Source organism: Streptococcus sp. E24BD (assembly GCF_041807825.1).
GTDB lineage: Bacteria > Bacillota > Bacilli > Lactobacillales > Streptococcaceae > Streptococcus > Streptococcus entericus.
The window spans coordinates 1-17,311 of record NZ_JBGTZB010000035.1; the positions used below are offsets into that span (position 1 = coordinate 1).

The following is a 17,311-nucleotide window of genomic DNA, read 5'->3' on the forward strand; positions in this document are numbered from 1 at the left end:
ATTTATGGGGATTTCTTTGGGATTGGTGATGTCAGCGATATCGAAGAGTTGCTGGTTGGCACCCGCTACGAGTATGCGGATGTCTTGGCCAAACTCCAAACCATCGACACGAGCCACTACTTCTCACGCATGACGACAGAAGAAGTTGCTAAAGCCATTGTGGCGTAAAAAAGAGGATAAAAAAGAGTGCTCAAACAAGCCTAGTAGAAGACCAAAGGTTCTTGCTAGGCTTTTTGCGTACATTAGCGAAAGAGAATGGTGTCGTTTCGCAACTATTTCCTATAGCAGAAAAAGGCAAAAAAACAGTTACAAAACTTTACAAAAGCTTAAAAAAGAAGTAGAATGACTCTGTATGTAAGTTTTGCCATGTCTAAAAAAGGCATGATGCTGTAGATGGAGAAAATATAATGAAAAAACGCATGAGAAAATGGCTGAATACGGCGATGCTAGGAGTATTGCTGACCAATAGCATCCTAGGACCTGTCGTACAGGCAGTCGATATCTCGATGACTTCTACTACAGAGACGAGTAGCTTGAGTACAACAGATCCAAGCGGGGAAAATACCTCGGCCACGACGACAGCTCCAGTCTCACAAGGACAAGATTCTGAGACGCCATCGACAAGTGCAGATTCGTCGACATCGTCGACCACAAGCACGCAGCCAGAAGAGCCAGCGGCCACACCCGAAGAAGAGGAACCTCTAGTCGTTACACCAACAACCCCTCTCACAGAGGCGAAGGAAACGACGGCCGAAACACTGGCTAAGCAAGCCATTCCGCAGGCTTTCTCTGCCGCCATGCTCCGGGCTGCTGCACTTCCACCGTCGGAAGGAGATGGGACCAAGATTGAGACCATCAAGCTCGAATGGCTGACAGCGGACACGACAGACGACGGCAAGGCAGAAAACCTCTTCCAAAAGTGGGAGGATAACAAGACCAAAAATGTTCGCCTACGCGTGTCTTACTCTCTATCAGGAGACGAAGACTATGAGCCGGGTGTGATTCAGATTCGGGTGCCTAAGACCGTCTTTGAGACACGGGAGGATAATCACATCGGACGCATTACGTGGGCGGTGCCAGAAGCTCCAGATACATCAGGGATCTTCCAGTACTACCTCGACGAAGGGGATAAGTCCGATCCACTTGATGACACCTATGTCTTGACCAATACCCGTAAGCTCTCAGCAGCCTCACAAGGCTACATCGAAGGCACCATTACAGATTTAATTCCGCATGAAATTCGTGACTATGTGACAGGTTATAAAGCTTATGTAGATGCCAATATCCAAGTGACCACTCACCTAGGCAATGCTTTAACCTTGGCCTCCAACCAACTCTCTGCTGAAGTCGATACAGTCTCTATCTTGAGCAGGGCAACTAAGTATGATCGCGGGTGGTATAAGACCTATCCGACTAATTTTCCAGCAGAGCTCAAACCAGCTAGCCCAGATGACTACATCTATGTTTACTGGGATAGCGAAGTATTTGCTCCTGAGAAAAATAACCAGCCAAGTACGGTAAGTTTTACAGATACTATCTCATCAGGTGGAATTGTCTTGGGGTATGACTATGATGGAAAAGTGACCAAGGGAACTGGTACCAACACTATCACAGGAGAAATCGGCAAAGACACCACTGTAAAATGGCCTTCGTACACCAATGCAGAGCGTAGAGAGCGTGTTATCGTCTATACAGCTTATCCAAAGACAGCTTTCCCGGATTTGGAGAATGGCAAGCAGTACCAAGTGACCAATAACATCGTCTATACCCTCACAGATACCGATGATCAGCAAGTATCCAGAGTCAGCGCAACAGCTAGAGAAGAACTCTATGAGCGAGTGGTACAGCCATCCACTACAGCACGCTATTATCTTGGAAAGAATGCCAATCCTTATCGATACGATACAGCTCTCAGTCTCCTCCAAAAAGGTCTGGACGCACAAGTAACCTATCGGATTCACGGTGGCTCTTACGCTTATAGCGATGTCAAAAAGGGAGAGGACGGATCGATTGACTCCTACCGCTTACAGCTCAATGATGACAAGGTCTGGCTTCGTCAAAAGAACCCGCTGACCAGTGAGGATTATGAATTTTCACATCTAACCTTCACAGTGCCTAGACTGCAATCCGTACAAAAAGCCACAGATCAACCCTCAGGCTATTATGAAGGACAAGATGGAAGTCTTTTTTATGGAACAGTACCTGTCGGTAGCCTCTACTATGTAGACACAAAAGACGTTGCGCAAGCCCCTGTCTACACGGTCAAAGGAAAAACAGCAACGGGCACCTATCTCACACTAGCAACTGTAGCTTTCGCATCTGGCAAGCCACAGATTGCCCCTCAAAACGGAGCGACAGCAATCGGCAGTCGGTTGGTCTTTCCTGAAGGAATCGTAGACTATCAAGTGGACATGGACGTACAGACACCTGGTTTCCACTATGGCTTTACCGTAGGTGTCAAGCTACACAGTACAGCAGAGATGAGAAAACGGATTGAAGATTTGGTTGAGACCACTTCTGATCCAGCCCTCTATCTGAGCAATCAAGCGCGAGCAGAGGTTCGCACTCACACAGGCACTAGCTTAGGCAAACTCAGTTATACTGGAGAAGCAGTCTTAAAAGGTATTTACCCAGCTGCTGACCTCGATAAGTCTGTAACCTATACTAATGATGTCATTGCACGTACTGTCCGCCTCCGGTACACCTCAACCGCGAATCTCCGCACTGGAGCAACATCAAAGGAAGTCCTTGACCAAGCCATCGCAGAGGGCGCTTACGCAGAAGAAAAAGAGACTACATGGTATGACCTTCTGCCAGTCGGTGTAGTGCCTGATATGACAAGTCTAGCGGGAAGACCAGGTGATGTCATCACAGAAGCGCGTGCGATTGCAAACTATAAAAACACAGGTCGCACTCTTTTGATTGTCAAGATGAAGCTGACACCTCAGTATCACTATCCAACTGATGGGAGTATTCCATATGAACTACGGCAGCGCTATCTCTATGACAGACCACGCTTGAGCTTCTCTGCCAACTACAGCTGGCAAAGTCTGAAAAACTATGGCGCAAACCTAACCAACGTTATTGCCTACGAATCAGCAAATGACAAGCTGGGGTTCTTGAAAGATTTTAAAGGCGAACCGGACAATCCCTTGGCAGGGAATAACAGTGAGTCCAAGGCGGCAGTAGGTACAGCAGCCTCTCTCATGACCAATCTCAACCCAGACAGAGATACTCCTAGCTTTATCTATGCATCTGCGTCTGAACAGATTGTTGCAGGTATCTATGCGGTGACATCCTTGATCAAGCAAGTCGATGTCAATAACCAAGGGATCTACACAGACGGTCGGTCTGCGACCCTCCCTCGAAATGTCTATGAGGGAGGCGTCTACCGCTATCATCTCGAGGTAACCAGTGCCGCAGGTGAACGGACAGAAGACATTATCTTTTATGACATCTTGGAGAGTTATACACCGATTGAGACAGATGCTGACAGAGGGGATCTCCAGTGGAAAGGAATTTTCCAAGGAGTAGACATCAGTGACTTTGCGCGCTACGGCGTTACCCCGACCGTCTACTACTCTACAGTGAAAAACCTCCACATCTCAGAAGGAGACCGTGCCCAAGCAGACCTGACCGATCGCTCCATCTGGAGCACAACCATGCCTGCGGACAAGTCGACCATCACAGCAGTAGCTATTGACGCCCGTAAAAAGACAGATGGAACTCCGTTTGTCCTACCAGAAGACAGCAATGTCTCTGCCTATATCAATATGCGGGCGCCTCGGGTCGATGCCATCCGTGGTCTCAATCCAAAAGAGAGCTACTATGATACTGCTCTTGGCGCAGGGATGACCGAAGCAGGACTTTCTGGAGGTGTCCATGCTTACAACAACGTCAAGATGTCAACTACTTCCATCGGAGCAGCTGGTCAGACAACAAGAAATCTTTTAATCGAGAGCAACTATACCAAGGTCGGACTTCAACCTTATCGCATCATCGTCAATAAGGCGTGGGACGATGACAACGATAGAGACCGTATTCGGACCAAGTCTGTTCGTATCCGTGTCTTGGCAAATGGAAAAGATAGCGGGCGCTCTATCGAGCTGAGCGCTGCCAACAACTGGACCTATACCTTTGATGACTTAGAGATGGTTACAGCAGATGGCTTACCAATCCGCTATAGCATCACAGAAGATCCAGTCCCAGGCTATACCTTAAAACTCTCGAATACAATCCATACCCCAACTGGTATGACGGTCAATGCGGTCAACGTCCATGAGCCAGAAAAAGTCATCATATCCGGTATCAAGCGTTGGGTGGGCGAGGATGCAACAGCTAGTCGCCCAGACTCTATCCGCGTCAATCTCTATGCTGATGGCACTCAAATCCAAACCAAAGAAGTCCGCCCAGACGAGACAGGAGCTTGGAATTACCGCTTTGACAACCTCTTCAAGTACAAAGATGGTCAAGAAATCCGCTACACAGTAGAAGAACCTGACTACATCCCAGGCTATGTATCCGCCGTGGATGGCACAAACCTCATCAATACCTATGATCCTCATGCGGACATCGTCTTTACAAAGACAGTTGCAAACCCGGCAGAACCTCTAAAAAATCACACCTATGACTTCCGCTTTAGTTTCCGACGCTCTGACGGCACGGAAGACCTGGACACTTATCGCTATACCACGAGCGATGGGCGTACAGGGATCATCCGGTCAGGAGGTACGATTAGCCTCAAAGCAGAGCAAACGGTCACTGTCAAAGACGTTCGTTCTGAGCAGACCTACACCATCCAAGAGATTGAAAAACCAGGCTATACTGTCACCGGTGAAAATCTGACAGGCACCCTCCAAGCAGGCAAGACCTACACTGCTACGGCGACCAACACTTACAAAGCCACAGGCGAGATCACTCTGGATGCCCAAAAAGTCCTTCGGAACCGCAGACTACGTGCCTATCAATTCATCTTTGAAGTTATGGATGAGACTGGTCAGGTTATCCGGACGGGTTCAAACACCATTGACGGCAAGGTTGTCTTTAAACCGTTGACCTATACAGAAAAAGATCACGGCAAGACCTATACCTACCGAATACGGGAGAGAGACGCAGGTCTGCCAGGCTATGTCTATGACACCCATGAAGAAATCGTGACCGTGACGGTTACAGACAATGGAGATGGGACTATCACAGCCACCCCGCGCTATGATCGAGACGGAGCAGTCTTTACCAACCGCTACGAAATCAAGGAAAACCTGAGCCTCAGTGCATGGAAAGTCATGCTTCATGACCAGAAGCTCATAGAAGGTGCCTATACCTTTGAGCTCTATAAAGAAGGCGAAGCGAGTCCCCTCGCCACAGCGACCAATGGTAAAGATGGGCGCATTGACTTTACGGGCTTGAGCTTCACCCAAGACGACATCGGTAAGACCTACACCTATATCGCCAAGGAAAAAGCAGGCACCAACCCAGACATCACCTACGATACTACGACCATTCGCTACCAAGTCAGTGTGACAGATGGTGGGGAGGGCAAGCTAGCTCTTGCTACTACAGTCCAAGACCAGCACACGGCAGATGTGGACAATAATCCTGCCACAGGGATTTTTGTCAATAGCTACAAGCCGGGAAGCCTCAAAATTCAAAAGACTATCCTAAGTGGCGACCCGGTCAAGACCTTCCGCTTTAAGATCAAGCTCAAGGGACCAAATGGAGCCTCTCTGCCAGCAGGTCAGGTCAACGGCACCATCGGTACAGCTCCAAGCCAGCAAGAAAACCCTCTCTATACTCTTGTCCTAAGGATCAATGACAACGGAAAAGACACAGACTATGTGAAGAAGTTGAGTGAGCCCTTTGGCGAATTTGACGTCCCAGAAGGCTTTACCAACTGGAAAAAACCGTCCGGTCAGTCCATCGCTCTAAAAGAAACAAAGTACAATTACCTAAAAGACGCTTTTGGTGGCATCTACATCTACGAGGTCGGTCAGCCAGGCAAAGCACTGCTGACAGCAGAGGACTTTACGGAAAATCGCCTCGTCCTCACAGGAGAGCGGAAGCAGCAAGGCACAGCTAGAAGTGGAAACAACCTTGCTGCAAAGGCTAGAAGCCAAAAGCCAGCAAGCAACACCTCTATCCTAGAAACGACCGTCTCTGCTGTTGCGAGCCTCTTTAAGGGCGTGACCGTCCATGCGGCTACCATCACACCGACGGATACAGTTGTCGAGACCGGCACCACAGGTACCGTCACTTGGGAAATCTACTCAGATGGCGTCCTTTACTTCAAGCCGACCAATGGCTTCACAGGGACCATGGCGTCCGGAAGTACCAGTAATACAAATTCATGGCGAGACCACCAAGATAAATTTACCAAGGTAACTGTCGCCAAAGGAGTCAAAGCGCCAGAAAATTCAAGCAGTCTGTTCGCTAATTTATCCAACGTTACAGACATGGATTTGGAAAATCTGGATGTGTCGGGTACGAGAAATATGGAATATATGTTTTCTAATGTCAGAAAGTTGAAGACCTTACATGTTTCGGGTTGGAACACTGGCAATGTGAAGGATATGAGCTCCATGTTTGAGGATGCTACTAGCTTGACTTCTCTTCCTGTTGAGAAGTGGGACGTGAGCAAGGTTACTGATATGAGCCTCATGTTTGATGACACTAAAAACTTGACCAGCCTTCCTGTGCAGAACTGGGATGTAGGCAACGTAACGAATATGCGTCGGATGTTTAGATCCACTACTAAATTAAGCAGTCTTCCTACTGAGACATGGAATGTTAGCAATGTAAGGACTATGGACAGTATGTTTTATGGTGCAAGCGGTCTGACCAACCTTCCTGTGCAGAACTGGGATGTTGGCAATGTAAGGAATATGGAATATATGTTTTATGGTGCAAGCGGTCTGACCAACCTTCCTGTGCAGAACTGGGATGTAGGCAGTGTGCTGGACATGTCAGGGATGTTTAGCGGCGCCCACAGCTTGACCAGTCTTCCAGTAGAGCATTGGAATGTGGGAAACGTGACGAATATGCGGCACATGTTTAATGAAGCCCGTAGTCTGACCAGTCTTCCAGTAGAGCATTGGAATGTGGGAAACGTGACGAATATGCGGTACATGTTTAATGAAGCCCGTAGTCTGACCAGTCTTCCAGTAGAGCATTGGAATGTGGGAAACGTGAAGGACATGCGGCACATGTTTTCAAGTGCGTCTAGTCTGATCAGCCTACCGGTACAGAACTGGAATGTGGGAAACGTGACGAGTATGTGGAACATGTTTAATGACGCCCGTAGTCTGACCAGCCTACCGGTACAGAACTGGAATGTCGGAAACGTTACGAATATGAGTAGACTGTTTCAAAACGCCCGCAATCTAGTCAGTCTTCCGGTACAGAACTGGGATGTTGGCAGTGTGACGGACATGTCAGGGATGTTTAGTGGCACCTCAAATCTAAGCGAGATAAATCTATCAAGCTGGGATGTGTCCAAAGTTAGCCGTATGAGCGATATATTTGCTTACTCAGGTATCAAGAACCTTGATTTATCCAATTTTCATACACCAGAACTTAGGCAATTCGCACGCGGTTTTATGTCCATGTCGTCCTTAGAAACATTGGATATTAGTCAAATGGATTTGACAAATTTAGATAGCTGGGGTGTGAGCAACGGATTTGCGTATAGCCGTAATTTAAAGAAGGTGAAGTTGCCGCCAACCATAAGTCTTGCCGATACCAATTTGGCTACCCCACCTAAAAACGCCACCTACACCGGTAAGTGGATCCGTGAGGACAGAGCCTATGGGCCTTTTACAGCCAATGAGCTGATGAAGCAGTATACTCCGGATATGGCGGGGACCTGGATCTGGGAGGAGGCGCCACAGGATTACACCCTGGCCTTTGATGCCAATACAGGGTCTGGCTCGATGCCAGTGCAGACCCTAACAAGGGGGCAGGTTTACACCTTACCGTTAGCCACCTTTACCAAAAATGGCTATCGCTTCAAAGAGTGGAACACTCGTCCAGATGGACGTGGCACCAGCTACCAAGCAGATCAGTCCGTGACCGATCTGACAGAAGCTGGCAAGACCATCACACTCTATGCTGTATGGGAGCTGGTAGACCCATCTGTGACCATTCAAGATGGGGAGTTTGAAGTTACCCTTAGAGGAGGAGAAACCTTTACGCTTCCAAACCTCCCAGCAGGCACTAGCTACGAAGTCTACGAAGAGGCTGAAAAAGGGTGGGTACTTGTGAGCTCTCATGGCACTACAGGGACCATTGAGGCCAACAAGACCAGCACAGCCAGCTTTGTCAATGACTACCAAAAAGGCAAGACCTCTGTCCAGCTAGGTGGTCAAAAACTCCTAGATGGAGCGCCAGCTAGTGGCTACCGCTTTACCCTCAAAAAAGACGGGCAGCTCCTTGAGACGGTGACATCCTCAGAAGGCGGTGGCTTCCGTTTTGCGACCATCGTTTATGATCAAGCGGGCACCTATACTTATGAGGTGGCGGAGCAAGCAGGAGACGATGTCTCCATCGACTACGACTCCCACACGGAGACCATCACGGTGACCGTAGTAGACGACGGACAAGGCAACCTTCTTGCTACTGTTTCCAAGGAAAATAGAGACATTGTCTTTGCCAACCGCAAGAAAAAAGGAAGTCTGTCTATTACAAAAGCAGTAGAAGGCAGCCAAAACCAGGACAAGACCTTCACTATTCAGGTTAAACTTAATAATAGTCCGACCGACGTCCGTGAATTCCAGTTTAAAGCAGGTCAGACCCAGACCATCAATGACCTGCCATATGGGACCACCTATGAAGTCACAGAGACCAATCTTCCAGCTGGCTATAGCCTCGTCTCCATCGCAAATGAGACAGGGCATATCCATCAGGATACGACCCTTGCGACAGTGACCAACCGTTACCAAGCAACAGGAACGGCTAATATCACAGCTACCAAACGCTTGGACAATACAGAGGATCCAGCCCGTCAGCTGAAAGCAAATGAGTTTACCTTTGAGTTGGTCGATCCAGGAGCCAAAGCGAATGATCCATCTGATGACACAGTGGTAGCGACCGCAACCAACGATGAGTATGGAAATATCGCCTTTGGGGCAGTAACCTTTACCAAAGCAGGCACCTATCGCTACAAACTTCGTGAGTCAAAAGGCCTCGATACAACTGTGGCCTACGACGCCCACGAGGAAGATGTAACTGTGACAGCGACGGATCAAGGAGAAGGGAAGTTACAGGTCAGCGTGACCTACGATGCAGATGGAGCAGTCTTTATCAATGCGATTAAGCCGCCGACCACGACTCCAGATCCAAAACTTGGATCAGTAAAGATTATCAAAAAAGTTGACCGCTTGACGGACGCTAATAAGCAGACGGACTTTGACCTCCTGATTCATATCAAGAACAAGAATGGAGAAATCCTCCTCAATCGCTTCGCCTACACCAGCAACAAGCGAGAAGCAGGCACTATCGCAAGCGACGAGACCTTGCAAATCCGCCATGACGAGACAATCCAGATTGTCAATCTCCCAGAAGGGGCGACTGTTACAGCGACAGAGCAAGTACCAGCTGGCTATACCCTCGATCGCCAGTCTAAGACGACTGCGACAGTAACGCTTGCGAAAATTGATGAAATCCGCCTTGCCAACCACTATAACCCAACAGGTACATGGAAACCAACAGGAACCAAGCGCCTTGAAGGCGGAAACTTAGCGAACTACCGCTTTGCCTTCCTCGTGGTGGATGAAAATGGCAGACAAGTCCAGCGTGCCTTGAGTGACACATCCGGTCAGATTCAGTTTACAGACATTTCCTATACCTATGATGACATCGGCAAGACTTATACCTACCGTATCACAGAGGAAAAAGGAAATGAACTTGGCATTGCCTACGACTCCACCATCTATACGTATAAAGTGAAGATTACAGATGATGGGTCAGGAAAAATCATTGCCCAAGTCCAAGAAATGACCTCTAGCAAGACGGGCAATCGTCCAAGCCAAGCAGACTTTACTAACCGTACGGTTCGCCTCCCAGAGACAGGGGGCATGGGCAGCTTGATTTGGTATGCTCTAGGAGCCAGCATCATCCTCATCACCTACTTCTTCTATCGTCGAGAAGACGACGAACGCACAGCTGCTTAGTAGAGAAAGTACATGTGAAAGGAGTGAGGCTCGCTATCAAAACACCACTAGTGCTTGTAAGAAGGCGTAAGCCAATCTCTTTAAGCATGTACCGTCAACATATTAACGAGTGGAGCAATCAGGCAGTTTTTTCTGCCCATTGCTTCGTTGGTTAATCTCTCTAACATACATTCACAAGCAAGGAGAATAATGTGAAAAAAATCTATACAGCGATAATGGCAGCTATTCTGCTCTTGTCCACACTCTTTACGGCACTGGGTGCAAGTGCTCAGGCTGGACCAGGTGCTCACACCAATGAGACAAGAACGGTTACTCTTCATAAATTATTGATGAGCAAGAGTGAGTTGGACGCATTTACTACACCAGAAGCATATGATGGAACGCAAACACTTGACCAATTGAAACGTTTGACTGGTAAAAACGACTTGCAAGAAATTGCGGGTGTTTACTTTGCTTGGCAAAACTCAAGAGGTGAATGGATTAACGACCAAGGACAAGTAGTAACCTCTGTGGAAGAAGCTCTGGGTGCTCAGACAGGAGCTACGGGTGCAGAATTTAATACAAGTGGTTTGCCAGCTGGCGATTACAAAATTGTTGAAGTAGACAGCAAGACAGACTATGTCGATGACGTTACTAAGGCGATTCTTGCAGACAGCAAGGCAGTACCTGTGACTATCCGCTTGCCACTCTTGAAAGCAGATGGAACATTTGCAGACCATGCTCATGTCTATCCAAAGAACACCCAAGAAGCTCCGACTCTTGAGAAAAAGGTAGAAGGACTAGACGAAGTTGACGCCACACTTGGTCGAGAATTGACCTATACCGTTACTTCAACTATTAAAGCAGGATCACGCTACAAGACCTTGGCCTATAAAGATACCATGTCAAATGGTCTGACCATGGTTCCTGGCGTAACCATCGCTGCTCAAAATGTTACCCTGCAAGACACAGCTGACTATACCCTGACCCAAGATGACCGTGGTTTCAGCCTGGTCTTGACAGATGCGGGTCTGAAAAAGGTATCTGACATCACAAACCCAGTTGGCGACAACAACGGTGAAGATGTGACCTTCACCATTACCTATAAAGCTTACGTTAACGCAAATGCTGTTAAGCGTGAGAAAAACACCGTAAAAGTTGACTACAGCAACGTGCCTTCACAAGAAGTAACTCCAGTTCAAGTCACACCATCACCAGAAGGTGACTTGGCAGTGACTAAAGAATGGCAAGCAAATGATGGTGGAGGCATCGCTGCGCCAAACGATCAAACCCTGACCTATACCCTCTACAAAGCAGGTGCAGCTGTGGCAACTGTACAGTTGGACAACGCTTCTGTCAATGGCTCTGTGATCAACCTTGGCAACGGCCTCACCTTTACCGTGACAGGTGCTTTCAGCGGTACCTTCAAAGGCTTGCAAGCAGGTGAAACGGATTACACCATCTCAGAGCGGATCTCTGGCTATACCCCAAGCTATGACGCAGCAGCAGGTACTGTGACCGTTACCAACAAAAAGAACAAGACTCCTGAAATCGTAAATCCAGCAGATGCCTTTGTGAATCTGAACAACGCACGCTTTGTCAAAGTGGATAGCCAAAACAATGAACGTCTTCAAACTGCGCAGTTTGTCGTGAAGAACACAGCAAACGGTCAATTCTTGGCTTTCGAGTCAGCAGCTGACCAATCTGTTCAGCAACAAGACCTTGTAGAGAAGAAAGAAGCACTGGATCAAGCTGTAAAAGCCTACAATGCTCTCGCAGCTGACAAGCAAACTCCGCAAGAAAAAGCAAAAGTAGATGCGGCGCAAACAGCTTACAATACAGCCTATGCAGCAGCAAAAATCACCTACACCTATACAGCAAATCAAAATGCTGCAAACGTCGTGACATTAACCTCAAATGACCAAGGTCAATTTGAAATTGCTGGTCTGGAAGCAGGCGACTATGAATTAATTGAAACAGTTGCACCAAAAGGCTATGCCTTGAACACAGGTGCTATTTCCTTTACGGCAGGAGATACAACAGGTATCGCCTACATAGATAGTTCTGGTCAAAACGACGCTAAAACTGTGACAAACGTGAAGCTCTCTATCCCACAAACAGGTGGTATGGGTACCATCATCTTTGCAGTAGCGGGTATCTCACTCATGGCAGTAGCTTACTATGGCTTTATGAAAAACAACCGCAACAAAGAAGCGTAACCCATGACAGCTGAATCCCAACAAGAAAGGAGATCATTATGAAAAAAGGCTTAGGATGTAGCCAGATGATTTGTCTGATGGCTCTCTCCTTATTTCTTGTGTTGCTAGGGATACGGGCACAGGCAAGCACGAGCAATCGCCTGTTCTTGCAGCTGAAAGATTACGAGCAAATCGTTCAGGACTTAGGAGAGGATGTCAGTGGTCAGACATTGACAGCTTGGCGCTTGGATCCGCAGTATAATGCGGATGACCAAGAAATACTTACCAAGCTCCATGGTTTTTCCGAAGCGGAGTTAGACCAACAATTTTCACGTGGCACCTATCCGATGGTATTTTTAGCCGATCGTATTGAGGTACAGGACATGCCAGATGGGCACTACTATATCCGTCAGGTTGTGGCGACTGAGCAGGTGACCTACCGCTCTGAAATCGCTGTACGACTGGACAGTGCTCTTCCTGCTCCTGTATTATTGCCAAAACGTCTACCTGATCAAGAGCCTACGCGACTTCGTCTCCTGAAGACGGATGAAGCAGGAAATCCTCTTGCAAATGTAGGTTTCCGCCTTTATGCGTTGGACAGCGATCATCAAGAACAACCTGTTTCTTTGGTGGATGGGTACCGCTACGAAAAAGATGCAGTAGCGGACAAAATCCTCTACACAGATGAGAAAGGGTATATCACCATTTCTCATCTTCCGCTTGGGCGGTATCGCTTTGTCGAAGTAGAGCCTTTACCAGGCTATCGTCTTGGACAAGGACAAGTAGAAGCGACTCTTGTCGATGAAAAGCTCGTGACCGTTACGCTAATCAACGAAAAAATTAAACAGGGATTGGCACGCTTCATCAAAATCGATGGCAAGACCAAGCAAGCACTCTCCGGAGCGTCATTCCGTTTACTAGAACGCGTTGGTGATCAGTACAAGCCTGTTCTCAAAAACGGGAAGGAAATCATCTTGACGTCAGATGAAAAAGGATTTTTCACAGTAGATGATTTGGCATACGGAGAATACTACCTGAGGGAAGTACAGCCTCCATCTGGCTATAGCCAGTTAGGTGCAAGTGTACCTTTTCAAGTAACAACTGGAGATACTACCCAACAAATCACAGCCATTGAAAACAGCAAACGACCACGCATTGAAGTGCCCAACACAGGAGATATGCTCTTGTATGCCTTGATGCTCATTGCGATTGTCTGTTTTGGTAGTGGCTGGTACCTTACCAAGCAACCAACTCTCACACACTGAAAGGAATAGAAAGACAAGTATCCATTACTTTGTCTTTCTTTTTTTTTATGCTATAATGGGAAGAACGACTTATATAGGTAGAGGAAATAGGAATCATGCCCACAAAACGAAAAAAAACGCTCAAACAAAGAATCTTAAATGGACTATTTGCACTTTTATTTTTAATAGGACTCAGTATCTTGGCTTATCCGTTAGTATCACAGATTTACTACCAAGTAAAGTCAAGTCAGCAGGTAGGGGATTTCCAAGCAGAAAAAGAAAAATTAACCGATAGCGACATTGAAGAGCGTATGCGTTTAGCAGCGGCTTTTAATGCCTCTTTGACTAATGTCATTGAAGGCGATTTTTATGATGATCGGGAGAAAAAAGAAGGCATTGCAGCTTATGCACGCATGTTGGAGCTCAATGAGAAAATTGGACACGTTGAAATCCCGACGATCAATGTAGATTTGCCAATCTATGCTGGAACCAGTGAGGATGTCTTGCAGATGGGGGCAGGACACTTGGAAGGGACGTCACTACCGATTGGGGGAAATTCGACTCACTCAGTAATCACGGCACATACAGGCTTGCCAAATGCTAAGATGTTCACGGACTTAACCAAGTTAAAAAAAGGGGATAAGTTTTATGTTCATAACCTTAAAGAGACCCTTGCTTATCAGGTGGATCAGATTAAGGTAGTAGAACCGTCGCAATTTGAAGACTTACTGATTGCTCCCGGTCATGATTATGTGACGTTGCTGACCTGTACACCGTATATGATCAATACCCACCGTTTATTGGTCAGAGGACATCGGGTGGAGTATGTCAAAGCAGTAGAAGAAGAGTTTATCTTGCAAAACAAGATTAGTTTCTTGTATAAGTACCTCTTCTTTGCTTCGTTGGTATTGATTGCCATTTTGCTCTATATTATTTACAGGTTACGCAAGAAAAAGAAAGAGCAATCTCGTCGTTTGAAAGAAGAGCAGCTTTTGACCGAGAAGGGAGAATGAGATGAAGAGAGCTAGGAAAAAAACACCTCCTAGACACCGGCGTTCGCCAGAAAAAAAACATTGGTGGCAGACTATCCTAAAAAAAGGGCAACCTGCACCAATAGAGAAACAAGAGAATCTGCTTTTGTCTACACAGGAGAAGGCAGACGACAGCGTAGGTATTCCTTTTCTTGAAGAAGCTCAGCAGCCAATCGTTTCCAAGGAACCTATCTCAATGCTTTCAAACGAGGGGCAGCTCCAGATGAGTGAGCCACAGAAAGGCTCCCTGTCATCAGTAGAAGAGCCGGGAAGTCCATTATCAGCAAATGAACCGATTCTTTCAGGAGAAGAAAAAGTTTCTAATATGTCTGTATCTGAAACTATTTCAGAAGGCGTTCATACTGAAATGCGAGATGATACAAGGATGGAAGACAGCCTACCTGAGGCAGAGGATAATGGGCCTGTAGCTCAGTTGGAGGAGAACGAAGGAGATACTGGTGAGATAAGTATGAAGTCTGCCGCCGTAGATGCCCCCCTTCCTACGCCTCTTGCCCCTCCTCTTATGCCTTCCTCAAAGATAGAAGAGGATGACAATGAAGAGCTGGTTGCTTCATCTCAACAACAAAATTCTCAAGATGTCTCAGTTCAAGAGAGTGTCACAACAGCACCACATACGATATCTTCTTCGTCTTCTCATAAGCGAAAGCGGAAAAAATTCCTCTTTGTAGCTTTGTTTTTGGCGGGCTTTCTTATCATGTCTTATCCGTTTGTTTCACAACTGTATTACCGCATACAAGCCAATAATGTCAATACTCAATTTGATCAGGCAGTCGCTAAGTTGGACAATGAAGAACTATCAAGGCGTTATAAATTAGCACAAGCTTTCAATGCGGCTTTGAAGCCAAGAGAACTCCAGGATCCATTTACGGATGATGAGAAAAAAGAGGGAATGACCGAATACGCCAATATGCTAAAAATTAACGAGCAGATAGGCTATGTGTCAATTCCGAAAATTGATCAAAAAATCCCGATGTTTGTTGGTGTATCCGATGCCGTTTTGGAGAAAGGGGCAGGACTACTAGAAGGGACATCCTTACCTGTAGGAGGTATCAATACGCATACTGTCATCAGCGCTCATAGAGGCTTGCCTAATGCGCGACTGTTTACGGACTTGGACAAGCTCAAAAAAGGCGATGTTTTCTACATTCACGTCTTGGACACGGTGTTGGCTTATGAAGTCGATCAAATCAAGGTCGTAGAGCCAGATAATTTTGATCCCATTCTGATTGAAGAAGGCAAGGATTATGCAACGCTTCTTACGTGTACTCCTTATATGATCAACACCCAACGATTACTGGTTCGTGGGAAACGAATCCCATATGCTGCACCTGTAGAAGAGAAAATGTTAGAGACATCTCGCAGCAATCAATTATGGAAAATGCTATTCGGTATTTCGGTGGGCATGATTCTAATTTTACTTTACCTGATTTACCGTAATCGTAAGCAATTAGTACAAAATAAAAGGCTGGAGGAAAACTGATTGAAACAGCGTATAAAGCCAATAGTAGGCTTTGCTTTTATGTTATTAGCGGCTAGTTTACCCCTGCTTTGTTTTGGGAATATGCTGTACCAAAATTGGAATCAAGAGCTACGTTACCAAAGTTATACCAAAGCGCTGGATCCTTTGCTCGTCTCCAAAACACTAGACGCCTCCCTTCAGTACAATGAGCGTCTTGGATCAGACAATCAAATTGTGGATCCTTTTGCTGGGGAAGACTACCAGGTAGATTACCAGGTCTTAGAAGATGGTGATGGCATCTATGGCTACCTTTCTATCCCTAAGATTTCTTTGATGGAACCAGTATATCTAGGAGCGAGCGCAACTCATTTGTCTCAGGGCCTCGCTCATGTAGCGGGTACGGACCTGCCGATTGATGGGGCAGGGGTTCGTTCTGTTATTGCAGGTCACCGTGGTTGGGCGAATCAAGTTTTCTTTCGTCATTTAGATAAATTAGAGGCAGGGGATGATTTGTATTTTGATAATGGGAAGGCTATCTTACATTATAAAATGCTCCCCAACCCAAAGGTGATTTTGCCAGCTGAATGGGAAGAATTGGAATCAAAGTCAGACCAGAACCTCATTACATTACTTACTTGTGATCCAATTCCCTTATACAATAAGCGGCTCTTGGTGGATTTTGAACGGGTAGGGGTATATCCCAAAGAGCAGCAAGAAAGCCAACAAGAAATACCACGAGATATTCAACTATCATTTCAAAAAGAAGGACAGCAAGTAGTATCTGTAGTAGGGTCTTCTTCTTGGCTGTATAGTGGTATTTGTTTGCTTAGTCTATTTGCTTTTATCTTGATAGGACACCGTTTTGTAAAATTCCTAAAACGGAACTAGTAGAAATTGGATAACTAAATCACAAAAAACTTCTAAAGAGTGCTCTTCTAACAATTTGAGAGAGAAAGACTCTTGTTGCAATCGATGATAGGACAAAAGACCCAAAAGCTAGCACCTTCGAGATTAGGAAAGCTGAATCCTTCTTGCTCTTGACGAGTGAGATACTCTAAAAACCGCAATTATTGCTCGTTCATGGAGCTTTGAAAAAAGGCTCTTTGTCAACTGTAGTGGGTTGACCCACTTAACACCGAGAGAGGACAGTTCTTGTCTTCTCTCGTTTTATGTTTATGGCAATGAAAATGCGAGTTTTGTCTTTTCAAAGTTTCTG

7 protein-coding genes are annotated in these 17,311 nt (G+C 46.4%); all 7 read left to right on the forward strand.

The window, feature by feature from the left end:
• Positions 1–168, forward strand: a 168-nt coding sequence (locus tag ACERC5_RS08290) for a lipoate protein ligase C-terminal domain-containing protein (protein ID WP_373660559.1), incomplete at its 5' end; no start/stop codon positions are given.
• Between the two features lie 239 nt (positions 169–407).
• Positions 408–10,163: a BspA family leucine-rich repeat surface protein gene (locus tag ACERC5_RS08295; protein WP_373660558.1), complete on the forward strand. Its 9,756-nt coding sequence runs from the start codon at positions 408–410 to the stop codon at positions 10,161–10,163.
• A gap of 191 nt (positions 10,164–10,354) precedes the next feature.
• Positions 10,355–12,361: an isopeptide-forming domain-containing fimbrial protein gene (locus ACERC5_RS08300; RefSeq protein ID WP_373659439.1), complete on the forward strand. Its 2,007-nt coding sequence runs from the start codon at positions 10,355–10,357 to the stop codon at positions 12,359–12,361.
• Between the two features lie 38 nt (positions 12,362–12,399).
• On the forward strand, positions 12,400–13,605 hold the full coding sequence (locus tag ACERC5_RS08305) for a collagen binding domain-containing protein (RefSeq protein WP_373659438.1): 1,206 nt from the start codon (positions 12,400–12,402) through the stop codon (positions 13,603–13,605).
• Between the two features lie 95 nt (positions 13,606–13,700).
• Positions 13,701–14,597 (forward strand): class C sortase, encoded by an 897-nt coding sequence (locus tag ACERC5_RS08310; RefSeq protein WP_373659437.1) that lies wholly within the window; start codon positions 13,701–13,703, stop codon positions 14,595–14,597.
• 1 nt (position 14,598) lies between these two features.
• Positions 14,599–16,116, forward strand: coding sequence for a class C sortase (locus ACERC5_RS08315; protein ID WP_373659436.1), 1,518 nt, complete (start codon positions 14,599–14,601; stop codon positions 16,114–16,116).
• Entirely contained in the window at positions 16,117–16,983 is an 867-nt protein-coding gene (locus tag ACERC5_RS08320) for a class C sortase (protein WP_373659435.1), read from the forward strand.
• Positions 16,984–17,311: the final 328 nt, after the last annotated feature.